Source organism: Bacillus solitudinis, from assembly GCF_002797395.1.
Classification (GTDB): domain Bacteria; phylum Bacillota; class Bacilli; order Bacillales; family Bacillaceae_D; genus Halalkalibacter_A; species Halalkalibacter_A solitudinis.
Genome location: NZ_KZ454943.1, coordinates 308,827 through 332,222, shown reverse-complemented (window position 1 = coordinate 332,222; position 23,396 = coordinate 308,827). Strand labels below are relative to the sequence as shown.

Annotated in this window: 21 protein-coding genes; all 21 read left to right on the top strand. The window is 38.4% G+C overall.

Annotated features, from left to right (window positions below; genetic code table 11):
- Positions 1-24 precede the first annotated feature (24 nt).
- The 21 genes from flhA (at position 25) to CEF19_RS01535 (ending at position 23,215) form a co-directional block, all read left to right on the top strand.
- Positions 25-2,061 (top strand): flagellar biosynthesis protein FlhA, encoded by a 2,037-nt coding sequence (flhA, locus tag CEF19_RS01635; protein ID WP_100404469.1) that lies wholly within the window; start codon positions 25-27, stop codon positions 2,059-2,061.
- Positions 2,058-3,194: a flagellar biosynthesis GTPase FlhF gene (flhF, locus tag CEF19_RS01630; protein WP_100404468.1), complete on the top strand. Its 1,137-nt coding sequence runs from the start codon at positions 2,058-2,060 to the stop codon at positions 3,192-3,194. Before flhA ends, flhF begins: the two co-directional genes overlap by 4 nt.
- 1 nt (position 3,195) lies before the next feature.
- On the top strand, positions 3,196-4,059 hold the full coding sequence (locus CEF19_RS01625; protein WP_100404467.1) for a MinD/ParA family protein: 864 nt from the start codon (positions 3,196-3,198) through the stop codon (positions 4,057-4,059).
- A gap of 32 nt (positions 4,060-4,091) precedes the next feature.
- Complete coding sequence (locus CEF19_RS01620) at positions 4,092-5,144, top strand: protein-glutamate methylesterase/protein-glutamine glutaminase (protein ID WP_100404466.1); 1,053 nt, start codon at positions 4,092-4,094, stop codon at positions 5,142-5,144.
- Between the two features lie 21 nt (positions 5,145-5,165).
- Positions 5,166-5,807: a chemotaxis protein CheC gene (locus tag CEF19_RS01615; RefSeq protein ID WP_100404465.1), complete on the top strand. Its 642-nt coding sequence runs from the start codon at positions 5,166-5,168 to the stop codon at positions 5,805-5,807.
- Positions 5,800-6,288, top strand: coding sequence for a chemotaxis protein CheD (locus CEF19_RS01610; RefSeq protein ID WP_100404464.1), 489 nt, complete (start codon positions 5,800-5,802; stop codon positions 6,286-6,288). The genes CEF19_RS01615 and CEF19_RS01610 overlap by 8 nt, the downstream gene beginning before the upstream one ends.
- Positions 6,285-6,614: a hypothetical protein gene (locus CEF19_RS01605; protein ID WP_100404463.1), complete on the top strand. Its 330-nt coding sequence runs from the start codon at positions 6,285-6,287 to the stop codon at positions 6,612-6,614. Before CEF19_RS01610 ends, CEF19_RS01605 begins: the two co-directional genes overlap by 4 nt.
- Before the next feature lie 16 nt (positions 6,615-6,630).
- Positions 6,631-7,407, top strand: coding sequence for a FliA/WhiG family RNA polymerase sigma factor (locus CEF19_RS01600; RefSeq protein ID WP_100404462.1), 777 nt, complete (start codon positions 6,631-6,633; stop codon positions 7,405-7,407).
- A 38-nt stretch (positions 7,408-7,445) separates the two neighbouring features.
- Positions 7,446-8,825: a DUF342 domain-containing protein gene (locus tag CEF19_RS01595; RefSeq protein ID WP_100404461.1), complete on the top strand. Its 1,380-nt coding sequence runs from the start codon at positions 7,446-7,448 to the stop codon at positions 8,823-8,825.
- A gap of 18 nt (positions 8,826-8,843) precedes the next feature.
- Entirely contained in the window at positions 8,844-9,152 is a 309-nt protein-coding gene (locus CEF19_RS01590; RefSeq protein ID WP_100404460.1) for a hypothetical protein, read from the top strand.
- Positions 9,153-9,163: 11 nt separating this feature from the next.
- Positions 9,164-9,661 (top strand): DUF6115 domain-containing protein, encoded by a 498-nt coding sequence (locus tag CEF19_RS01585; RefSeq protein ID WP_100404459.1) that lies wholly within the window; start codon positions 9,164-9,166, stop codon positions 9,659-9,661.
- 157 nt (positions 9,662-9,818) lie between these two features.
- On the top strand, positions 9,819-10,544 hold the full coding sequence (gene rpsB, locus CEF19_RS01580) for a 30S ribosomal protein S2 (protein ID WP_100404458.1): 726 nt from the start codon (positions 9,819-9,821) through the stop codon (positions 10,542-10,544).
- Positions 10,545-10,695: 151 nt separating this feature from the next.
- A complete protein-coding gene (gene tsf, locus CEF19_RS01575) occupies positions 10,696-11,574 on the top strand; it encodes a translation elongation factor Ts (RefSeq protein WP_100404457.1) in 879 nt (292 codons plus the stop codon).
- A 73-nt stretch (positions 11,575-11,647) separates the two neighbouring features.
- Entirely contained in the window at positions 11,648-12,364 is a 717-nt protein-coding gene (gene pyrH, locus CEF19_RS01570; RefSeq protein WP_100404456.1) for a UMP kinase, read from the top strand.
- 1 nt (position 12,365) lies between these two features.
- A complete protein-coding gene (frr, locus tag CEF19_RS01565) occupies positions 12,366-12,923 on the top strand; it encodes a ribosome recycling factor (protein ID WP_100404455.1) in 558 nt (185 codons plus the stop codon).
- A gap of 121 nt (positions 12,924-13,044) precedes the next feature.
- Positions 13,045-13,809: an isoprenyl transferase gene (locus CEF19_RS01560; protein WP_100408159.1), complete on the top strand. Its 765-nt coding sequence runs from the start codon at positions 13,045-13,047 to the stop codon at positions 13,807-13,809.
- Positions 13,810-13,828: 19 nt separating this feature from the next.
- Positions 13,829-14,626 (top strand): phosphatidate cytidylyltransferase, encoded by a 798-nt coding sequence (locus CEF19_RS01555; protein WP_100408158.1) that lies wholly within the window; start codon positions 13,829-13,831, stop codon positions 14,624-14,626.
- A gap of 50 nt (positions 14,627-14,676) precedes the next feature.
- Positions 14,677-15,822, top strand: a complete 1,146-nt coding sequence (locus tag CEF19_RS01550) for a 1-deoxy-D-xylulose-5-phosphate reductoisomerase (protein ID WP_100404454.1) — start codon at positions 14,677-14,679, stop codon at positions 15,820-15,822.
- 22 nt (positions 15,823-15,844) lie between these two features.
- Positions 15,845-17,101 (top strand): RIP metalloprotease RseP, encoded by a 1,257-nt coding sequence (gene rseP, locus CEF19_RS01545; protein WP_100404453.1) that lies wholly within the window; start codon positions 15,845-15,847, stop codon positions 17,099-17,101.
- 25 nt (positions 17,102-17,126) lie between these two features.
- A complete protein-coding gene (locus CEF19_RS01540; protein WP_100404452.1) occupies positions 17,127-18,833 on the top strand; it encodes a proline--tRNA ligase in 1,707 nt (568 codons plus the stop codon).
- A gap of 83 nt (positions 18,834-18,916) precedes the next feature.
- The gene (locus CEF19_RS01535) at positions 18,917-23,215 is read left to right on the top strand and encodes a PolC-type DNA polymerase III (RefSeq protein WP_100404451.1); all 4,299 of its coding nucleotides are present in this window, start codon (positions 18,917-18,919) and stop codon (positions 23,213-23,215) included.
- Positions 23,216-23,396 lie beyond the last annotated feature (181 nt).

Below are 23,396 nucleotides of genomic sequence, written 5' to 3'. Positions count from 1 at the left end.
GTTCTATGTTAGGGGAGAAGTGTTGTGAAAGTAAGAGAACTTTCCGTTTTACTCGGGGTAATCTTGATTGTTATTATGTTAATCATTCCATTACCATCTGTTATTTTAGATTTCCTTATAATTATTAATATTTCTCTTGCTTTAATTATTATATTAGTTGCAATGAATACGCACGACCCTCTCCAGTTTTCTATTTTTCCTACGTTATTATTATTAGTCACTCTTTTTCGTTTAGGCTTAAACGTATCAACCACTCGTTCAATTCTTGGTAAAGCTGAAGCAGGGAACGTGATTGATACGTTTGGTAACTTCGTTGTTGGAGGGAATGCCTTAGTTGGTTTTGTTGTGTTCCTAATCTTAATTATCATTCAGTTTGTCGTTATTACAAAAGGGGCTGAACGTGTTTCCGAGGTAGGTGCACGTTTTACCTTAGATGCAATGCCAGGGAAGCAAATGAGCATCGATGCTGATTTAAATGCTGGAATGATTTCAGATATTGAAGCAAAGCAACGACGTGAGAAAATTGAAAAGGAAGCAGACTTTTATGGAGCGATGGACGGGGCAAGTAAATTCGTCAAAGGGGATGCCATTGCTGGAATTATTATTGTTATCATCAATATGATTTTTGGTCTTGTTATAGGAATGATGCAAATGGGTATGGATCTAAGTACATCTGCTACAACTTATACACTTTTAACCGTAGGGGATGGTCTCGTTTCCCAAATTCCGGCATTGCTTATTTCAACAGCAACAGGGATTATTGTCACACGAGCTGCTTCTGATGGTAATCTTGGTGAAGATATTACAAAGCAGCTCCTTGCGTATCCTAAAATGCTCTATATAGCTGGTGGGACTATTTTTCTCTTAGGTGTTGCTACACCAATCGATAAGTTTTTAACTTTTTCAATTGCAGCATTTCTGGCGTTTGGGGGGTATCAACTTTCACGAATGGAGAAAAAGTTAGTAGAACAGGAAGAACAAAAAGTAGAAGATGAACCGAACGATGATATGAAGTCACCTGAGAGTGTTGTTAATCTTCTTCAAATTGACCCTATTGAATTTGAATTTGGGTATGGTCTTATTCCATTAGCAGATGCAAATCAAGGGGGAGATTTACTTGATCGCGTGGTTATGATTCGTCGTCAAATGGCTCTTGAGCTTGGGATGATTGTTCCTGTTATTCGAATTCGTGATAATATCCAACTTCAGCCGAACGAATATACGATTAAAATTAAAGGGAACGAGATAGCAAAAGGCGACCTTCTTTTGGATCACTATATGGCGATGAGTCCAGGAATAGAGGATGAGGGCGTTGTTGGAATTGACACGATTGAGCCTGCTTTTGGATTACCAGCATTATGGATTGGAGAAGATATGAAAGAACAAGCAGAACTCTCAGGATATACGGTCGTTGATCCTCCTTCAGTCGTTTCCACTCATTTAACGGAGATTATAAAAAGGCATGCTCACGAATTACTTGGGCGCCAAGAAACAAAGCAGCTTGTTGATCATCTAAAGGAAACCTATCCTGCATTAGTTGAAGAAGTTACACCAAACGCTCTATCAATTGGTGAAATTCAGAAGGTTTTAACGAACCTGTTGAAAGAAAATATTTCAGTTCGTAATTTACCTATCATTTTTGAGACATTAGCTGATTATGGTCCAATGACTAAGGATATGGAGTTAGTCACAGAATACGTCCGACAATCATTATCACGCCAAATATCTAAACAAGTTACAACACCCGGTGAACCTTTGTATGTTATTACATTAAGTGGTAGTGTTGAAAAGAGAGTGGCAGACGCAGTTCAACAGACAGAACACGGGAATTTTATCTCGATGGATCCAAATGATTCACAAAGAATACTAGAGTCAGCAGCAGTGGAGACAGATCGTTTATCACAAATGGGACAAGTCCCTATTATTCTTTGCTCTCCTGCTGTTAGAATGTATGTAAGACAAATGTTTGAGCGGTATTTACCTCACGTTCCTATACTATCTTATAATGAACTTGAGGCTGATATTGAAGTGCAGAGTGTTGGGGTGGTGAATGTGGAATGAAGGTAAAGAAATATACTGTAAAAACTATGCAGGAAGCGATGCAGCTTATTCGTTCTGAGCTTGGTGATGATGCTGTTATTTTAAATTCAAAGGAAATAGAAAAGGGTGGATTTTTAGGTTTTTTCACCAAAAAGCAACTTGAAGTTATCGCTGCTGTTGACCCTAGTATGAATCTGCCAATTGAACGCCCTCGCCTGTCAGCTAGGGTTCCATCTAAAGGAACTTCGAGAAGCAACACTATCACTAATGATCGTCAAACTAAAGATATCATAAATGAAATAGACCAGTTAAAGAAAATGATCCAAGGCATCAATGAAAAAAGTGAGGCGCCTTCGAAGGAATACCCGGAGCCGTTTCAAGCAATTGAAGAGCACTTACAGTATCAAGGAGTTTCTAAGACGATTCGTCTCAATATTATGAAACACCTACTAAAAGAATGGTACAATCAGGAGAAACAAGAACAAAGCCATGAAAGTATTAATGAACAACTAGTAGATTACATTGAAGGACTTTTAGATCCTCACGATATAGGTGGAATCACTTTTGATAAACAAGTTATTAATATCGTCGGTCCTACAGGGGTGGGAAAGACAACAACGATTGCAAAAGTTGCTGCCCATAGCGTGTTAAAGAAGCACAAAAAAGTTGCTTTAATTACTACGGATACCTATCGTATTGCTGCAATAGAACAATTAAAAACATATGCAAGGATTCTTAATATTCCATTAGAAGTTGCCTATTCTGTAGATGATTTTATTAAGGCTCGTAAGCAGTTTGAACATTATGATTTAATTTTAGTGGATTCTGCTGGGAGAAATTTCAGAAATCGACTTTATGTTGAGGAGCTTTCTAAAGTAATTGATTTTAAAGATGAGGCAGATACGTTGTTAGTTCTATCCTTAACATCTAAGTACGAAGATATGAAGGAGATTATCAGCCAGTTTTCCCTTATTCCGATTCGAAAAGTAATATTAACTAAGAAGGATGAGACCTCTTCATATGGAGCTATGCTTAATATTCCGATAGAATTAGGTTTGGGAGTTGCGTATATAACAAATGGACAAAATGTACCAGACGATATTTTAGAGGCTTCAATTTCTTTTATTTCTAAGAGCCTATTAGAGGTGGAATAACATGAACGATCAAGCTGAAAGCCTTCGCCGCCTTACACAATCTTCAAACGAAAAGAATGCAAAAGTTATTGCAGTTGTAAGTGGTAAAGGTGGAGTCGGCAAGTCAAATGTGTGCTTGAATTTTGCGATTTCCCTTTCTAAACTTGGAAAGAAAGTCGCGATTTTTGATTTAGATATTGGTATGGCAAATTTAGATATATTAATGGGTCTATCCTCTAAATATCATATTGTCGACATGTTGGAAAATCAGCTAACAATTTGGGACATTATTGAGAAGGGTCCAGCAAATATTTCTTATCTAGCAGGAGGATCTGGCTTTTCTTCGTTTATTCAACTAAACGAAGAACTAATGCAACGATTTTTTCAACAGTTAGAACTAATCGGTCAATCATTTGATTATATTTTTCTAGATATGGGTGCGGGTGCAACTAAGGAGAGCATTCAATTTATGTTGGCTGCGCACGAGGTTTTCGTTGTCACAACTCCGGAACCAACAGCGATGACAGATGCTTACGCTATGGTGAAATATATTCACTTACATGATGAAAGCAAACCATTATTTTTAATTGTAAATCGTTCAGAAACAGAACAAGAAGGTCTAAGAACTCTTGCAAGTTTTCAACGAGTCGCAAAACAATTTCTAAATAAAGAATTACAAGTACTAGGGTTTTTACCAAATGATAAAGTTGTGATAAAAGCTGTAAAATCTCAAACTCCTTTTGTCATTTTTGATGAAAAAGCAAAGGTAAGCCTTTCGATGCGTCGCTTGGTTAATGAGTATCTAAATGACTTTGAAAAAGAAGAGGAACGTTCGTTTGGGAGTTTTATAAAAAAAATGAAAATGTTATTTAAGGAAAATAAGTAAGTCATAACACTTTAGAAAGATAGTTGATTAGCGTGGAAAAGAATATTCGTGTACTAGTCGTTGATGATTCCGCTTTTATGCGTAAGGTCATTAAAGATATGTTAAATAAGAATCCTCAAATCCACGTTGTTGGTACAGCTCGTAATGGACAAGACGCGTTAAAATTACAAAACGAGTTAAAACCAGATGTGATAACTCTAGATGTTGAAATGCCTGTTATGAATGGGTTAGAAACACTGAAAGTTATCATGAGTGAAAATCCCTGTCCGGTCATTATGCTGAGTAGTACTACTAAAGAAGGAGCGTACCAAACGCTACTTGCAATGGAGTATGGGGCAGTTGACTTTGTAATGAAAACATCTGGGCCGATTTCGCTTGATTTGGATAAACAAGAAACCATTATTATTGAAAAAGTACTTCTTGCAGCAAAAGCAAAAGTAAGCCCGCCTCAGACGGATGCTTTAAGGCCAGACATTTCTCAGGCCTCTGCAACGTACACGAGAAGGAATGTTTTCATGAGAAAGCTTGTTGCTATCGGAACGTCGACCGGGGGTCCAAAAGCACTTAAAGAAGTATTAACAAAAATTCCAGCTTCCATAAAAGCACCTATTGTTATTGTACAACATATGCCTCCTGGCTTTACCCACTCTTTAGCTACTAGACTCGATTCACTTTCTCAAATATCTGTAAAAGAAGCTGAGAACGGTGAATATTTGAAAAATGGGGTGGCCTATATCGCCCCAGGTGATTATCACATGATTATTGAAAGTGACCGGGGACAATTAAAAGTGGTTACACATAAGAAGGAGGCCAGAGGGGGCCATAGACCGTCTGTAGATGTCCTGTTTGAGTCTTTAGCTAGAATCCCTTCTGTCCAAAAAACAGCAGTAATCATGACGGGAATGGGATCTGATGGAACGGAAGGCTTAAAGAAAATCAAGAAATTCGGGTCATGTTTTGTTATTGCTGAGTCTGTCGATTCAGCGATCGTATTTGGAATGCCTAAGACAGCAATTCAAGCGAATGTAGTAGATGAAGTGGCCCATTTAGATAAAATAGCCGACCTTATTACCCGTAAATGTTAATGTTGAAAAGGAGAGGTTTCGATGGATTTTCTTCACCGTTTAAAACCCTATCACCTAGATGTCTTAAAAGAAATTGGAAATATTGGTGCAGGGAATGCCGCAACTGCTTTATCTACGTTATTAAATCGAACAATTGATATGAATGTGCCTGACGTAAGGCTAGTCTCCTTTCAAGAATTGCCTAACCAGGTGGGAGGAGCGGATACTGAGGTTGCTGCAATTTTCCTGAGAATTGAAGGGGAAGTCAAGGGGAGTATGTTTTACCTTTCTTCCCTTGAAGAAACCGAGCAACTTATTCGTCAATTAACTGGAAATGCCTCCTTTCAATTGACAAATCCACCTTTTGATGAACTTGGACTCTCAGCTCTCCAAGAGGTTGGAAATATTTTGGCAGGTTCGTACTTGTCTTCATTCTCTGATTTTACTAATCTTAACATACAACCTACTGTTCCCGGGTTGAGTATCGATATGGCTGGTGCGATTTTAAGTTATGGACTACTTCCTCTCTCTCAAGTTGGTGATTATGCAATTGTGATAGATACTCAAATTAATGAGTGTAATGATTCAACCAATAAACAAACATCCGGCCATTTCTTTCTTCTCCCTGATCCTGATTCTTTTAAAGTTATTTTTGACGCATTAGGGGTTGAGACAAATGAGTGAGGTCATTAAAGTGTCTATGGCCGATTTAAATACAGTTCTTCCTCCTAATACCATTCGAACATGTGGACTGGGATCCTGCGTAGGAGTCGTAATTTATGATGTTATTACATCTGTTTCTGGAATGGCTCATGTTATGCTACCTGATTCTTCTTTAAGCAAACAAGAAAAACTGAATATGGCGAAATACGCTGATACTGCCATTGTTGAGTTGATGGACCAATTAGAAAGAAAGGGAGCAAAAACTCACTCATTAAAAGCAAAAATTGCAGGCGGCGCTCAGATGTTTGCTTTTTCTACAGGAAATGAAATGATGAGAATTGGACCGAGAAATATCGAAGCAGTTAAGTTGAAATTAAACCAACTCCGCATCCCGATATTAGCGGAAGATGTTGGTGGGAAGAGCGGTCGTACCATCGAATTCAATCCACTAACTAGAAAATTACATATTCGCACAGTCAATCAAGGGACGAAGGAAATATGAAGTTGGTTGGTACGCTTTTCATAAATGCCTTTTTTGCTGTCATAGCTGCTATTATTGCTTTTACTTCTTCCTTATTAAATAATTTACTACTGACTTCTTTATTTAGAGCAGCAATGGCGTTTGTTATCGGATGGATTATAGCTTATTTGTTCCGACTCATTTGGACAATAGCCTCTGTTGATAATAAGCGTTCTGTAAAAGTTTCTGATATAGACGAAGATCCTAAAACAGATGATTCTAATGAATCACAGGAACAAGGTGATACAAATATCGAACCTGAACAAATTTCGCAATATGTAAAAGACTTATTAAAGCCTGATTCATGATAAGGAGGGGAATACTATGGCCCACGCAAATACGAGTGATGAAAAAAAATTGTGGGATAGCTGGTTAACAGACCGAGATAACGACGCGTGTGATTCACTAATTCGATTATACATGCCACTTGTTCATTATCACGTACAACGAATCTCAGTGGGCTTGCCTAAAAATGTCATGAAGGATGATTTACTTAGTCACGGGTTAATGGGCTTATTTGATGCTCTAGAGAAATTTGAACCTAGTCGCGATTTGAAATTTGATACTTATGCTTCATTCCGTGTCCGTGGGGCGATAATTGATGGATTACGGAAAGAAGATTGGCTCCCACGTTCAATGCGTGAAAAGATTAAAAAAGTGGAGGCAATGACAGAACGTTTAGAACAAATAACGGGAAGAAATGTAACTTGCAGTGAAGTAGCAAAAGAACTTGAGATGGACAGTGATGAAGTGGCTCAAATAATGACAGAAAGTTTTGTCTCAAATATGCTCTCCATTGATGAACCGACGCAAGAGTCGGATAGGCAAGAAACCCATGCTGCCTCAATTGAGGACAAGCGTATGATAACTCCCGAGAAATCATTAGTGGAAGCAGCAACAAAAGAAGAGCTAGCAGTTGTGGTATCTCAATTGTCTGAAAAAGAACAATTGGTGATAAGTTTGTTTTACTATGAAGAAATGACTTTAACAGAAATCGGTCAAATATTGAATTTGTCGACTTCTCGTATTTCACAAATCCATTCCAAAGCATTGTTTCGTTTACAGCAGGCGATGAACAAGCAGCTATTATCAGATAAATAGTTTATTTTAAGTTAGAATGATTGAAGGAGAGATGTGGAATGGTTGAGTTAGAACAATTTTTCACTATCCAAATATCTACTGATAAAAGGCAAGCCACATTGGTACAGAATGAAAAGATACCCGAAGAAGAATGGTTAGAAGAGAAAGCACTTCTTCAATTTATTAAGGAACATGGAGTTGTTTATGGCTTAAACGAGACTAATATTACAAATTTTGTCACACATAGACAGAATCTCACGGATCCTTTGGTTATTGCAAATGGAAAGCCTCCGGTAAATGGCCAAAATGCGTTTTTAAAAGCGGTTCAGTTTGATAAAAAAACATCTAATAGTATGGGTGCAGACGATGTCAATCTAAAAGATGTTATTAACATTCCTTCCGTGTTAGAAGGGGATAAAATAGGAGAAAAAGTAGCCGCAACCAAAGGAGAAAATGGACTAAATGTTCTCGGCGAAGAAATAGTCGCAAAAACGGGTAAGGATTTTAAACTTCGCGCTGGTAAAAATACGAGACTTAAAGAGCAGACCATATATTCACTTATTAGTGGACAAGTCAGCGTTGAAAATAAGCTGATTAATGTATTTCCTATTTACGAAGTTAGAGGCGATTTAGATTTGAAGACTGGCAATATAACCTTTGTTGGGAATGTGACGGTTCATGGAAACGTTCCGACTGGTTTTGAAATTAAGGCAGATGGAGATATTAGGGTCACTGGAACCGTCGAAGGGGCTCTACTTGAAGCTGGAGGTTCAATTTTTGTTGGTGCTGGAATTGTTGGCCAAAACAAATCAATAATTAAAGCGAAGCAAAATTTACAGACGACTTTTATTAATGAAGGACATGTTGAAGTCGGTGGGACAATTGAAGTAGTTCAAGCCATTCTACATAGTACATGTAGTGCTGAGAAAGCAATCGTTTGTACTCGAGGAAAAGGAAATATTGTTGGAGGCAGTTTATCAGCGAATGAATTTATTCATGCTAAAGCGATTGGGAATGATATGCAAACAAAAACAACGCTTTATATCGGGCTTCATGAAAGCGTCGTCTTAAAAGAAAGAGAACTTCAAACGGAGTTAGCAAAATCACAGGAAGAGTTTTCGAAACTAGGTCAATTGCTAAAGGTTTATCTTAACAAGGAAAAACAACTAGGGGAGTTGCAAGGAAAGGAAAAGCTACTAAAGCTTCGTGTTTTACATTCTTTTAAAGAAACAAAGGATACTATTGAGATTATATCGGAACAACTAGAGGAAATTAAAGAATTAATGATAGATACCGACGGAGGGTATATACAGGTGGATAATAACTTATTTCCTAATGTCGATGTTCATTTTGGGAAATATCGTAGAAAAGTATTAGCTAAGCATCAAAAGACAAAGATTACGATTACTGATAGTGAAATTACGATTTCAACACTGTAATTAAAGGAGGATACTGGAATGAGTATACGTCCAGTGGAGATGCAAGGCTCGATCCCTCAGTCGCAAAATGCAAGTAAAATTCAAGACCAAATACAACAAAGGGGTCAAGTTGGACAGGAAATCATTTCGGAACACTTGAAGCAGGAAGAATTAAAAAAACGTAGACAAGTTAATGAGACTAATGATTCCGAGAAAACAAGACTACAGAGTGAAGATAAGGAAAAGAACCAGCAACATGAACAAAATAATCAGAAACAAGATAGAAAAAGAAAAGAAACCCAAGCAGACCATCCTTATAAAGGGAAGTTTGTTGATTTCTCAGGATAAAGGAGGCTGGAATGACTACATATTTAACTGTTATTAGTTTAATATTTCATGGTGTAACTTTTCTATGGATTTTAACTCTGATGCAACGCAACAGTAAATTTGAAGATGAGAAAAAAGAGATGTTAAAAATGAAAGCCGACATTGAAGAGACTCTTTTCTCGTATACAAACGAAATGAAAGAAAGTAATGAACAGGTACTTAAAGAAATTAAATTTAGTCTTTCTCAAAGTGAGAATCAGCAAAAAAAGATGAAGGTAAAAAAAACCTTCCCCCCTCAAAATAAAAAGCCGACTGTCAGAGAAAATCCTGTTATCAAAGATCCGAGTGAAGATTATGAACAATACGTTCCTCCTATTCCAGAACAAAAAAATGAAGAGGTGATATACGAACAATCTGATACATCCAAAGTATTAGCTATGGCAAAGCAAGGAATAGAAGTAGAGATGATCGCCAAAAAGTTAAATCTAGGAAAAGGTGAAGTCGAATTAATGTTGAAATTTTATCGTTAATTGGCGAAACGACTTGCATCGGTTACGTCAATGTGGTATATTAATCCACGGTGTTAATCACACACGCCTCTGATTTAAACAAAGGTGCTGATTCGTCAGTCTTGTTTGAAAGTGATGAGAGCGGAGGAAAAAAACCATTTAAAAGGAGGTGTTTGATGTGGCAGTAATCTCCATGAAGCAATTACTAGAAGCTGGGGTACACTTCGGTCACCAGACTCGTCGTTGGAATCCTAAGATGGATCGCTACATCTTCACAGAAAGAAACGGTATTTATATTATTGACTTGCAAAAGACAGTCAAGAAAGTTGAGGAAGCGTACAAATTTGTACGTAACTTAGCAGCTGACGGAGGAAAGGTTCTTTTCGTTGGTACAAAGAAACAAGCTCAAGACTCGGTTAAAGATGAGGCTTTGCGCTGTGGAATGTACTTCATTAACCAACGTTGGTTAGGTGGTACTCTTACAAATTTTGAAACGATTCAAAAGCGTATTACTCGTCTTAAGAATCTTGAAAAAATGCAAGAAGATGGAACGTTTGATGTTCTTCCTAAAAAAGAGGTTATTCTTCTTAAGAAGGAAATGGACCGTCTTGAAAAGTTTTTAGGTGGAATTAAAGATATGAAGGGTGTACCTGATGCACTTTTTGTTATTGACCCACGTAAAGAGCGAATTGCAATTGCAGAAGCTCATAAACTTAACATTCCAATTGTTGCGATCGTAGATACAAACTGTGATCCAGATGAAATCGATTATGTTATCCCAGGTAACGATGATGCAATCCGTGCTGTGAAGCTATTAACTGGCAAAATGGCGGATGCTATTATTGAAGCAACATCTGCTGAAGAGCAAGAAGTTGCTGAAGTCGAAGAAACTACAACGGCTTAATTTCATTTGTTCTTAGTTAAGGGTGGTAAAGGGGGATTGCCCTTTTATCACCTTTTTTACGACTAATTACTTTAAAAGTTTTTCTTAATGATTATTATTAGTTTGTTTCTTGAACAAAATGTACATACTGAATTTTTAGGAGGCGTTATACATGGCTGTAACAGCAGGGATGGTTAAAGAATTACGTGAAAAGACAGGCGCAGGTATGATGGATTGTAAAAAAGCATTAACAGAAACGAATGGTGATATGGAGAAAGCCATTGATTTCTTGCGTGAGAAAGGTATTGCAAGTGCAGCAAAAAAGGCAGATCGTGTCGCGGCTGAAGGTTTAGCATCTGTTAAATCTGAAGGTAATAAAGCGGTCATTCTCGAAGTGAACTCTGAAACAGATTTTGTTGCTAAAAATGAGAATTTCCAGAAACTAGTTAGTGATTTAGCTTCGCACATCCTTACTAATGCACCAGTTTCTGTAGAAGAGGCTCAAGAACAGACTTTTACTGAAGGACAATCTGTTCAGGAATATATTAATTCTTCAATTGCGAAAATCGGAGAAAAAATTTCTCTTCGTCGTTTTGAAATCGTTGAAAAAGAAGATGGAGCATCATTTGGTGAGTACTTACATATGGGAGGACGCATTGCTGTATTAACAGTAGTTAGCTCAGCAGACAGCGATCTTGCAAAAGACGTAGCAATGCATGTAGCTGCTATTAACCCAACGTATGTTTCTCGTGATGAAGTATCACAAGAGGAAGTGGAACGTGAGCGTGAAGTTCTGACTCAGCAAGCTCTAAATGAAGGTAAGCCAGAAAACATCGTTGCTAAAATGGTTGAAGGTCGTTTAAGCAAGTATTTTGAGCAAGTTTGTTTATTGGATCAACCATTTGTTAAAGACGGTGACCAAAAAGTAGGTAAATATGTTGAAGCTAAAGGTGCTTCTGTTAAGTCATTCATTCGTTATGAAGTAGGCGAAGGTATGGAGAAGCGTGAAGATAACTTCGCTGAAGAAGTTATGTCTCAAGTGAAGAAGTAATCCATGAAAGGGGCACAGAGTGTCCCTTTTTTCGAAGAATGTTCTAAACTTGACTTAGGTGATGGAGGTCGCAATGAATAAGTATAATCGAGTTATTTTAAAATTGAGCGGTGAAGCTTTAGCAGGAGAACAAGGGTATGGTATTGATCCACTTGTGATTCAATCGGTCGCATCACAAATAAAAGAAATTGTTGCATTAGATGTAGAAGTGGCTGTCGTTGTTGGTGGCGGAAACATTTGGCGAGGAATGGCAGGAAGTGCAAAAGGCATGGATCGTGCAACAGCGGATTATATGGGAATGTTAGCAACTGTTATGAATTCCCTAGCATTACAAGATAGTTTGGAGGATATGGGGGTACAAACCCGTGTTCAATCCTCAATTGAGATGCGCCAAGTTGCTGAACCATATATTCGAAGAAAAGCAATTCGCCATTTAGAAAAAAAACGAGTAGTTATTTTTGCTGCCGGTACGGGTAATCCGTATTTTTCAACGGATACTACAGCTGCCCTTCGTGCAGCTGAAATCGAAGCGGAAGTTATTTTAATGGCCAAGAATAAAGTGGACGGTGTATACAGCGCAGATCCATCTGTTGATGCGAGTGCTGTAAAATACTCAAGTATTACGTATATGGATGTACTGAAGGAAGGTTTAGCTGTAATGGACTCAACAGCATCTTCCCTATGTATGGACAATAACATTCCACTCATAGTATTCTCGATTATGGAAGAAGGAAATATTAAAAGAGCTGTTCTAGGAGAAGAAATTGGAACGGTTGTAAGGGGGAGCTAATATGTCAGTAGAAGTATTGAAAGATGCAGAGCAACGTATGTCAAAGGCCATTGAAGCGTTAAATCGTGAACTTGCAAAATTGAGAGCGGGGCGTGCTAATCCAGCTTTACTAGATCGCGTGACTGTTGAATATTACGGGGCAGAAACACCGCTGAATCAGCTAGCTACGATGTCTGTACCGGAAGCACGTTTACTAGTTATTCAACCGTTTGATAAAACATCAATTAGTGATATTGAACGTGCCATCCAAAAGTCAGATTTAGGTTTAACACCTTCAAACGATGGTACGATTATTCGGATTGCCATTCCTCCATTAACAGAGGAACGTCGTAAAGACCTTGTGAAAGTTGTTAAAAAGTCAGCTGAAGAAGCAAAAGTAGCCGTTCGTAATATTCGTCGTGATGCAAATGATGATTTGAAGAAATTACAAAAAGATGGAGACTTGACAGAAGATGACCTTCGTCGTAGCACAGAAGATGTGCAAAAGCTTACTGACAAAACTATTGTTAAAGTAGACGAAGTGGCAGATAATAAAGAGAAAGAAATCATGGAAGTATAAGCAAATTCAATGTAAAATAGAGTCGTAAGAGACCCTCTTATTATAGGGGGTTTTTTACACTTTTAGACTATATGTATAGCTAAGGGTGTAACCTGCAGGAGGAAAGATGGAGGGCGTACGGATGCTTGAAAAATTTTCAAAATGGAAAGCCAATTTTACAACAAACGACCTCACCACGAGTGAAGAGTCTAATATACCTAAACATGTTGCTATAATTATGGATGGGAATGGTCGTTGGGCTAAGAAGAAAGGGTTACCGCGAATTGCAGGTCATCGTGAGGGAATGAAAGTCATTAACAAAGTCGTTCGAAAAGCAAATGAGTTAGGGGTAGAAATCTTAACATTATACGCATTTTCAACGGAGAACTGGAAGAGGCCTAAAACAGAAGTAGAATACTTATTGAAGCTTCCAGAGCGTTTTTTAGGGATAGAACTTCCTAAGCTTATTGAACAAAATGTGAAAGTGCGTTTAATGGGCAGTCTTGAGAACCTACCTGAACATACCCTGAGAGCTGTAGAAAAAGCTGTGTATGAAACGAGAAACAATACAGGATTAGTCCTTAATTTTGCTTTGAACTATGGCAGTCGCTATGAAATACTCGAAGCAATGAAGGCTATAGGAAAACAAATCCAAGCTGGAGAAATGACAGAAGATGATATTTCAGAAGAGTCATTCAGCCAATATTTAATGACAGCAGAATTACGTGATCCTGATTTGCTTATTCGTACGAGTGGAGAAATTCGCTTAAGTAACTTTATGTTATGGCAACTTGCCTATAGTGAGTTTTGGTTTACAGACGTTCTATGGCCAGACTTTAATGAGCACCATTTCACCGAAGCGGTCGCAGTATATCAAAAACGGGCTCGTAGGTATGGGGGCATTTAAGAGAGGGGCGGATAAAACGTTGAAGCAACGAATTATAACTGGAATTATTGGTGGGGCCTTGTTTATTAGCATGGTCATGCTAGGAAGTTGGTTTTTTGCCCTGTTTATTACCATTGTGGCCTCAGTTGCGATGGTTGAATTATTAAAGATGAAAAAAATAGCACCCTTTTCATTGATGGGTGGAATTAGTCTTATCTCAATGTGGTTACTTCTTGTACCCACTACTTGGTTTGAGCAAGTAATTCCGATCCATTTTACAAAAGTTGAAATATTTATTTTTCTTATACTAGTTTTGCTTATGTTTACAGTTTTGACGAAGAATACATTTACTTTTGATGAGGTTGGATTTGTTATTCTTTCCTCCGTCTATGTAGGTTTTGGTTTTCATTATTTAATTGTAACGAGAGAAATACCAGATACAGGATTATTTCTAGTTTTTTTTGTCATGTTTTTAATTTGGACAACGGATTCAGGAGCATATTTTGCAGGTCGCGCCTTTGGAAAGCATAAGCTTTGGCCTGACATTAGTCCAAAAAAAACCATTGAAGGTTCTATAGGGGGTATTGTTGCAGCGATAATCGTAGGAACGGTCATCTATCTTATTTTCCCTGAGTATTTGAGCTATATGACAGCAACTCTAATTATTCTAGTTGCATCAACATTTGGTCAATTAGGTGATTTAGTTGAATCAGCTCTAAAAAGGCATTATTCTGTAAAGGACTCAGGGAATGTACTTCCTGGCCATGGAGGGATTTTGGACAGGTTTGATAGCCTTATCTATGTTATGCCTATCTTACATCTTCTTCAACTAATTTAGAAAAAGCTTTGAGAACATATAAGGGATATTTCAAACAGTAGGTGAGTATGTTGAAACATATAAGTTTATTAGGAGCCACTGGCTCGATAGGAACACAAACGTTAGATGTGATTAAACAATACCCAAATCAATTTGTACTTGAAGCTATGTCAGTTGGTGGAAACATTGATTTAGCGTTACAACAAATTAAGACCTTTTCACCTCGGTTAGTTTCTGTTAAAAGCAAAGAAGATTGTGATAAGCTAAGACTCTCTGTCCCATCTACTACAAAGGTCGTATATGGAGAAGAAGGTTTGTTAGAAGTGGCTACGTATGGACATGCGAATATTCTGGTTAATGCTGTTATTGGAAGCATTGGATTGGCCCCTACCATCGCAGCAATACGAGAAGGGAAAACAATTGCTATTGCTAATAAGGAGACCCTAGTAACAGCTGGTCACATTGTAACAAATGAAGCGAAAATGAATCAAGTTTCATTGTTGCCGGTAGATAGCGAGCATTCAGCCATTTATCAGTGTTTAAACGGTGAGAATCACAAGGAGGTCGACCGGTTAATTCTAACAGCTTCAGGAGGAAGTTTCCGGGATCGCTCAAGAGCTGAGTTAAAAGGGGTAACAGTAGTAGAAGCGTTGAATCACCCAAACTGGTCAATGGGTGCTAAAATTACCATTGATTCTGCTACAATGATGAATAAGGGACTCGAGGTGATTGAAGCTCATTGGTTATTTGATATTCCCTATGAACGGATTGATGTTGTCTTACATAAAGAAAGCATTATTCATTCCATGGTCGAATTCATTGACCGAAGTGTTATAGCACAATTGGGAACACCAGACATGAGAGTCCCTATTCAATACGCCTTAACGTATCCGTCAAGACTTGAACGAAGTGTTGAAGAAAGGTTACACTTATGGGAAATAGGTTGTCTTCATTTTTCAAAGCTTGATTTCGATCGCTATCGCTGTATGGCTTTTGCATACGAAGCAGGACGTTTAGGAGGGACTATGCCTACAGTTTTAAATGCTGCTAATGAAGAAGCTGTTGCCGCTTTTCTGGCACATCGAATTACCTTTCTAGAAATTGAGCAGCTTATTGAACAAGCAATGGAACGTCATGAGTTGATTTCGTTTCCTTCCCTCGATGTAATCATTGAGGTTGACAGTGAAACGAGAAGGTTTATCCACTCAAGAATTTAAGTGAAAGGTGGAGAATGAAGCGTTGGAAACATTACTATCCGTTATCATAATCTTTGGCGTACTAGTTTTTATCCATGAATGGGGACATTTATACTTTGCTAAGCGTGCGGGTATTCTATGTCGAGAGTTTGCGATTGGCTTTGGTCCAAAGCTTTTTTCTTTTAAACGTAACGAAACTGTCTATACCATCCGGTTGTTACCTTTAGGTGGATTTGTACGAATGGCTGGAGAAGATCCTGAAATCGTTCAAATTAAACCAGGGTACGAAGTAGGACTTGTATTTAATCAAGAGAAAGAAGTCACACGTCTCATTATTAATAATAAATCAAAGCATCCTGAAGCAAGAGTTGTTCAAATCGAGCAAATCGATTTAGAACGAGAGTTGTATGTTGATGCCTATGATGAAACGGATGAACTTATCAGATATCGTATCCATGAAAAAGCAGAATTAGTTCAAGATGAGCAAGCAACGCAAATCGCCCCTTGGAATCGTCAGTTTGGTTCAAAGACTGTGGGTCAACGGGCGATGGCGATTTTTGCAGGTCCTTTCATGAATTTTGTACTAGCATTTGGTTTGCTTACTCTTCTCGCTCTCTTCCAAGGGATGCCAGTTGATGAACCAATTGTAGGGGATGTTTCTGCTGGGAGCGCAGCTTTTGAAGCAGGTTTGCAGGAAAATGACCGCATTCTAAGTATCGAAAATACACCACTAGATACATGGTCAGACATGACATCGATTATTCAAGAAAATCCAAATCAGTTAATCGTATTTGAAGTAGAACGGAATGGGCAAGTACTCACACTTGATATCACACCAAATGAACGAGAAGGGCAGTTTGGGGAACCAGAAGGCTTTGTAGGGATTGGACCAGCAACCGAGTTTTCTTTGCTTGGATCTGTACAGTTTGGTGCTGAACGAACCTACTTATTTATGACGATGATTTTTGAAGTGCTAAAAATGATGATAACTGGTGAGTTTTCATTAGATTATGTGGCGGGACCTGTCGGGATTTATAATTATACTGGCGAAGCTGCAGCAATGGGGATTTTTGTCTTAATGCAATGGGCAGCTGCACTTAGTGTGAACCTAGGTATTATTAATTTACTACCGATTCCAGCAATGGACGGTGGAAGATTAATTTTCATAGGACTTGAGGCTGTTAGGGGTAAACCTATCGACCCTCAAAAAGAAGGTCTGGTTCACTTTGTTGGTTTTGCGCTACTCATGCTACTTATGATCGTTGTAACTTGGAATGATATTAATAAGTTTTTCATGTGAATACATTGATGAAAGGAATTTTTAGATGAGACAACGTACGTATTTATCGCCTACTTTAAGAGATGTACCAGCAGATGCAGAAATTATAAGTCATCAACTTATGCTTAGATCTGGGTTAATCCGTCAAACGGCATCAGGAGTTTATTCTTATCTTCCCCTTGGAAAGAGAGTACTTCGAAAGGTTGAAGACATCGTCCGTGAAGAAATGGATAATGCAGGAGCACAAGAAGTGCTCCTGCCAGCCATTCAACCAGCAGAGCTTTGGGAAGAATCAGGTCGTTTAGGAGATTACGGTCCTGAGTTAATGCGTCTTAAAGATCGTCATCAACGTGATTTTGTATTAGGGGCGACCCATGAAGAAGTTATTACAACAATAGTTCGGGACGACGTACAATCTTATAAAAAGCTACCTCTGAATTTATATCAAATTCAAACAAAGTATCGTGATGAACGCAGACCTCGTTTTGGAGTTCTACGATCGCGGGAATTCATCATGAAGGATGCCTATTCTTTCGATACTTCAAAAGAAGGACTAGATGCAAGTTATGAAGCCATGTATGAAGCCTATACTAAGATTTTTACAAGGTGTCAGCTTGATTTCCGTGCAGTTGAAGCTGACTCTGGTGCAATAGGTGGGACGGATACACATGAATTCATGGTGTTAAGTGATATTGGAGAAGATACAATTGCTTATTCTGATACCTCTTCTTTTGCAGCAAATACAGAGATTGCTCCTGTTCTAGCAGAGTATGAAAAATCATCTGAAAGTCTTAAAGAACTAGAGAAAATTGAAACGCCCAATGTTCGAACCATTGATGAGGTCTCTTCCTTTGTAAATGTCTCAAATGATAAAATTATTAAATCTCTTTTATACCTTGTTAACGAAGAGCCGGTCCTCGTCTTGGTGCGTGGCGATCATGAAGTGAATGAGATAAAGGTAAGAAATCTTTTTGACAAGGCAACTGTTGAGTTTGCAACAACTGAACAAACCAAAGAGTATTTAAATTGTGAAGTTGGCTTTGTTGGTCCTGTCAATGTCAATATAAAAGTTGTTGCTGACAATGCTGTTGCCTCTGTTGTAAACGGTGTTTGCGGAGCAAATGAAAAAGACATGCATTATCAGTATGTGAACCTTGAACGAGATGCCACGATAGAACAATTTGCTGATCTTCGTACTATACAAGAGGGAGATCCATCTCCTGATGGTCGTGGGACGGTTAAATTTGCTAAAGGTATCGAAGTAGGTCATGTATTCAAACTCGGAACCAAGTATAGCGAAGCGCTTGGTGCTAACTTTTTAGATGAGAATGGAAAGTCACAAACGATGATTATGGGCTGCTACGGCATCGGGGTTTCACGAACTGTCGCTGCCATCGTTGAGCAGAATCATGATGAGTTTGGGCTAGTTTGGCCAACAACAGTGGCACCATTTGATTTACACTTAGTGACAATAAATGTTAAAGATGAGACCCAAAGAAATCTTGGTGAAGCATTATATGAAAGTTTAAAGAAAAGCCGCTTTGATGTCTTATTTGATGACCGTCCAGAGCGAGCTGGCGTGAAATTTAAAGATTCAGATTTAATCGGTTTACCTATTCGTGTAGCTATTGGAAAACGAGCAGCTGAAGGAATTGTTGAACTTAAGATTCGCAAAACTGGGGAAATGATAGAAGTTCAAGTTGATGAGTTAGAAACTGTACTACAAGACCAATTACAAAAACTAGCTAATTAAACACTTGTAACACGTAAGATGGTATCTCCTTGAAGAGATACCATCGCTTTTGTTTCACTGATAAAAGTAAGGAGGGAGAACCGATGACTCAAGAGGAACAGACAAGAAAAGAGAGATTGCAGCTACTCCTCCAGCAACTGCAAATTCCTTCTGAGGTTGTAACAAGGCATTTTTCAGAGGGAAAAATTCAGAAGTTAGTTATTTCAAAAGAACATAAAACATGGCATTTTCATATAACTTTACCAAAACTAGTCCCTGCTTCTGTATATGATTTCTTCTCAGATCGACTAAATCAAAGTTTTAAACATATCGCAACGGTTCAGTTTACTTTTCACTATGATACAGTCCAATTAACTGAAGCTGATTGGGTTGATTATTGGCCATTAATTATCTCCAATCTAGAATCTATTTCTGCAGGATTACAAGATTTATTGCAAAGTCAAGTACCAACTATAGACGGAAAGCGATTGAATATTAATGTTCGGAATGAAACTGAGGCGGTTGCGCTAAAAAGAAAGCTCCATGAACCGTTTCAACTAAGTCTGACAAAGCTTTGCCTACCTCCCATTCAAATTGAAGCAAATATTAAAGAGTCTAAACAAGAATTTGAAAAGTTTGTGGAGCAAAGAGAGCAAGAAGATCATTCGAAAGTACTAGAAGCCATTATTGAAAAGAAAAAACAACAGCAACAATCGGAGGACAATGCGAGTAAGCAAAATCTCGTTCTTGGTTACCAAATAAAGGATAACCCGATGCCGATTGAAGCTATTGTTGATGAGGAACGTCGCGTTACGGTTCAAGGATATGTGTTTTTTTCGGAAACAAGAGAGCTTCGTAGTGGACGAACATTATTAACCTTTAAAATAACAGACTATACTGATTCAATCCTTGTTAAAATGTTCTCACGGGACAAAGAGGATATTCCATTACTGCAATCAGTAAAAAAAGGTATGTGGCTCAAAGTTCGAGGTGGTGTTCAAAACGATACCTTCGTTCGTGATTTAGTTATGATTGGAAATGATTTGAACCAGATTAAGCCAAATGAACGTCTTGACAAAGCTCCCGAAGATGAAAAGAGGGTTGAACTTCACCTTCACACAAGTATGAGTCAAATGGATGGGATGACCTCAGCTGGTCGCTATGTTGAGCAAGCTGCAAAATGGGGACATCAGGCAATTGCAGTAACAGATCATGGTGTTGTTCAAGCTTTTCCTGAAGCCTACTCAGCTGGAAAAAAGCACGGGATTAAAGTCTTGTTTGGGATAGAGGCAAATCTTGTTGATGATGGGGTACCCATTGCTTATAATGATCAGCATCGAAGGTTACTTGAAGATGAATATGTTGTATTTGACGTTGAAACAACAGGTCTCTCGGCTGTCTATAATAAAATTATTGAGCTTGCAGCGGTGAAAATAAAAGATGGTGAAATTATTGACCGCTTTGAGTCTTTTGCCGATCCTCATGAACCGCTAACGAATACAATTATTGAACTTACAGGTATTACCGATGATATGGTGAAGGGCCAGCCCGAAATCGTTGATGTATTAAAAGACTTTCGTGCATTTGTCGGAGATGCGATACTAGTCGCTCATAATGCAAGTTTTGATATGGGATTTTTAAACGTAGGTTATCAAAAAATTGGACAGACAGAGGCTCCAAACCCGGTGATTGACACATTAGAACTGGGACGCTTTTTATACCCTGAATTGAAAAATCATCGCTTGAATACACTTTGTAAGAAGTTTGATATTGAGCTTGTTAGTCATCACCGTGCAATTTATGATGCCGAAGCAACAGGATATTTACTTTGGAAAATGGTCAAGGACGTAGACGAACGGGATATTCACTATCATGATGAACTAAACAACCACATGGGTGAAGGTAATTTTACTCGTCAACGCCCATCGCACTGTACAGTTTTAGCTCAGACTCAAGCAGGTCTGAAAAATTTATATAAACTTGTTACTCTCTCCCACGTTGAACACTTTTTTCGAACGCCACGAATCCCGCGTTCTCAATTACAAAAGTATAGGGAAGGTCTTTTGATTGGGAGTGCATGTGATAAAGGTGAAGTGTTTGAAGGGATGATGCAAAAGTCGCCGGAGGAAGTTGAAGCAATCGCAAAGTTCTACGACTATCTCGAAGTTCAACCTTTATCAAACTATCAGCATTTAATTGAAAGAGAGCTTGTTAAAGATGACGAATCGCTAAAAGAAATTATTACAAATATCGTTTCGTTAGGCGAGAAACTCGAAAAACCGGTTGTAGCAACAGGGAATGTTCATTACTTGCAAGAAGAGGATTATATTTACCGCAAAATTTTAATTGCATCTCAGGGAGGAGCTAACCCGTTAAGCAGGCAAACTTTGCCAGAGGTTCATTTCAGAACAACTGATGAGATGCTAGAGGCATTTTCGTTCCTTGGTGACAGCGCAAAAGAGATTGTGGTAAATAACCCGCAGAAAATCGCAAATTTAATTGATGACATTCAACCTGTTCCGGATGAATTGTATACTCCTAAAATTGAAGGGGCAGATGAAGAAATTCGACAGATGAGTTATTCTATGGCCCGGAAAATCTATGGTGAAGAGATACCAGAACTTGTTGAAGCTAGATTAGAAAAAGAACTAAAAAGTATTATCGGGCATGGATTCGCCGTGATTTATTTAATATCTCATAAACTTGTTAAAAAGTCGCTAATTGATGGCTATCTAGTTGGCTCTCGGGGGTCTGTAGGATCGTCTTTTGTTGCAACGATGACTGAAATTACAGAGGTTAATCCGCTCCCGCCACACTATGTATGCCCAAGTTGTCAACATTCACACTTTTTTGATGATGGTTCAGTTGGTTCTGGATTTGATTTACCTGATAAAAAGTGTACAGAGTGTGGAACACCGTATGTTAAAGATGGCCAAGACATTCCATTTGAGACGTTTTTAGGGTTTAAGGGGGATAAAGTCCCTGATATTGATTTGAACTTTTCGGGTGAATATCAACCAAGGGCCCATTCTTATACGAAGGAACTATTTGGAGAAGAGTATGTATACCGTGCTGGTACTATTGGTACAGTAGCTGAAAAAACTGCCTACGGTTATGTGAAAGGCTTTCAAGGAGACCATGATTTACTTTTGCGTGGTGCTGAAATTGATCGTCTTGTTTCTGGCTGTACTGGGGTGAAACGAACAACAGGTCAACATCCAGGTGGAATTATTGTTGTTCCTGATTACATGGATATTCATGATTTCTGTCCGATTCAATTTCCAGCAGATGATAGGAAGTCGGAATGGAAAACGACTCATTTTGACTTCCATTCGATTCATGATAACTTATTGAAGCTTGATATACTTGGTCACGATGATCCGACAGTCATAAGGATGCTTCAGGATTTAAGCGGAATCGATCCAAAGACTATACCGACTGATGACTCGGAAGTGATGAAAATATTTAGTGGACCAGATGTGCTTGGTGTAACTGAAGAACAAATAATGTGTAAAACAGGAACACTAGGAATACCTGAATTTGGGACAAGATTTGTACGACAAATGCTTGAAGAAACAAAACCAAGCACATTCTCGGAACTTGTCCAAATTTCGGGTCTCTCACATGGAACGGATGTGTGGCTAAATAACGCAAATGAATTAATATACAACGGTACTTGTGAATTAAAGGATGTTATCGGCTGTCGTGATGACATAATGGTTTATCTAATTTATAAAGGACTTGATCCCTCTCTAGCGTTCAAAATAATGGAGGGTGTTCGAAAGGGAAAGGGCCTTTTACCAGAACAGGTAGAAGAGATGAAGAAGTATGATGTGCCCGACTGGTATATTGAGTCATGTATGAAAATTAAATACATGTTCCCGAAAGCTCACGCAGCTGCCTATGTATTGATGGCTGTAAGGATAGCTTATTTTAAAGTTCATCACCCCATTCTTTATTATGCTTCTTATTTCACGGTTCGTGCAGATGATTTTGATTTGGATACAATGATTAAAGGCTCAGCAGCTATACGTGCAAAAATCGAGGAAATTAATGCTAAGGGGCTGGATGCAGCTCCAAAGGAAAAAGCGGTAGTTATCGTATTGGAACTTGCCCTCGAAATGTGTGAACGTGGATACTCGCTCCAAAAAGTAGATTTATACCGTTCAAGTGCTACGGAATTTATTGTAGAAGGGAAAAGTTTACTGCCTCCATTTAATGCAATGACTGGTGTTGGAACAAATGCGGCTATTAATATTGTTAAAGCAAGAGGAGATGGAGAGTTTTTGTCTAAGGAAGATCTCCAGCAACGAAGTAAGCTTACAAAAACTGTACTTGAGCATCTTGATGAGCATGGTTGCCTAGAAGGAATGCCTGATTCAAATCAATTATCACTTTTTTAAATCAGTCCTCGAAAGCCCTGTATACGTAGGCTCACTGTTGCAAAGGCATGTAGAGTATGATATTGTATTTATGGTAATACTTAGAATAGGGTCGTGAAAAGAGTGGGGAAACCCACTCTTTCGTTGTTCGCTGAGATATTTTATAAACTGTTCGGAAAAGTATATGATTTTACTTTAACTG

Excerpts from the sequence above, each read along its gene's own strand:
- CEF19_RS01605 (WP_100404463.1), top strand. The coding sequence starts at position 6,285 with ATGAAGTTGGTTGGTACGCTTTTCATAAATGCCTTTTTTGCTGTCATA.
- pyrH (WP_100404456.1), top strand. The coding sequence starts at position 11,648 with ATGAATAAGTATAATCGAGTTATTTTAAAATTGAGCGGTGAAGCTTTA.
- CEF19_RS01540 (WP_100404452.1), top strand. The coding sequence starts at position 17,127 with ATGAGACAACGTACGTATTTATCGCCTACTTTAAGAGATGTACCAGCA.
- CEF19_RS01535 (WP_100404451.1), top strand. The coding sequence starts at position 18,917 with ATGACTCAAGAGGAACAGACAAGAAAAGAGAGATTGCAGCTACTCCTC.
- CEF19_RS01615 (WP_100404465.1), top strand. The coding sequence starts at position 5,166 with ATGGATTTTCTTCACCGTTTAAAACCCTATCACCTAGATGTCTTAAAA.
- CEF19_RS01590 (WP_100404460.1), top strand. The coding sequence starts at position 8,844 with ATGAGTATACGTCCAGTGGAGATGCAAGGCTCGATCCCTCAGTCGCAA.
- CEF19_RS01585 (WP_100404459.1), top strand. The coding sequence starts at position 9,164 with ATGACTACATATTTAACTGTTATTAGTTTAATATTTCATGGTGTAACT.
- CEF19_RS01610 (WP_100404464.1), top strand. The coding sequence starts at position 5,800 with ATGAGTGAGGTCATTAAAGTGTCTATGGCCGATTTAAATACAGTTCTT.
- tsf (WP_100404457.1), top strand. The coding sequence starts at position 10,696 with ATGGCTGTAACAGCAGGGATGGTTAAAGAATTACGTGAAAAGACAGGC.
- CEF19_RS01560 (WP_100408159.1), top strand. The coding sequence starts at position 13,045 with ATGCTTGAAAAATTTTCAAAATGGAAAGCCAATTTTACAACAAACGAC.
- flhF (WP_100404468.1), top strand. The coding sequence starts at position 2,058 with ATGAAGGTAAAGAAATATACTGTAAAAACTATGCAGGAAGCGATGCAG.
- CEF19_RS01625 (WP_100404467.1), top strand. The coding sequence starts at position 3,196 with ATGAACGATCAAGCTGAAAGCCTTCGCCGCCTTACACAATCTTCAAAC.
- CEF19_RS01595 (WP_100404461.1), top strand. The coding sequence starts at position 7,446 with ATGGTTGAGTTAGAACAATTTTTCACTATCCAAATATCTACTGATAAA.
- CEF19_RS01600 (WP_100404462.1), top strand. The coding sequence starts at position 6,631 with ATGGCCCACGCAAATACGAGTGATGAAAAAAAATTGTGGGATAGCTGG.
- frr (WP_100404455.1), top strand. The coding sequence starts at position 12,366 with ATGTCAGTAGAAGTATTGAAAGATGCAGAGCAACGTATGTCAAAGGCC.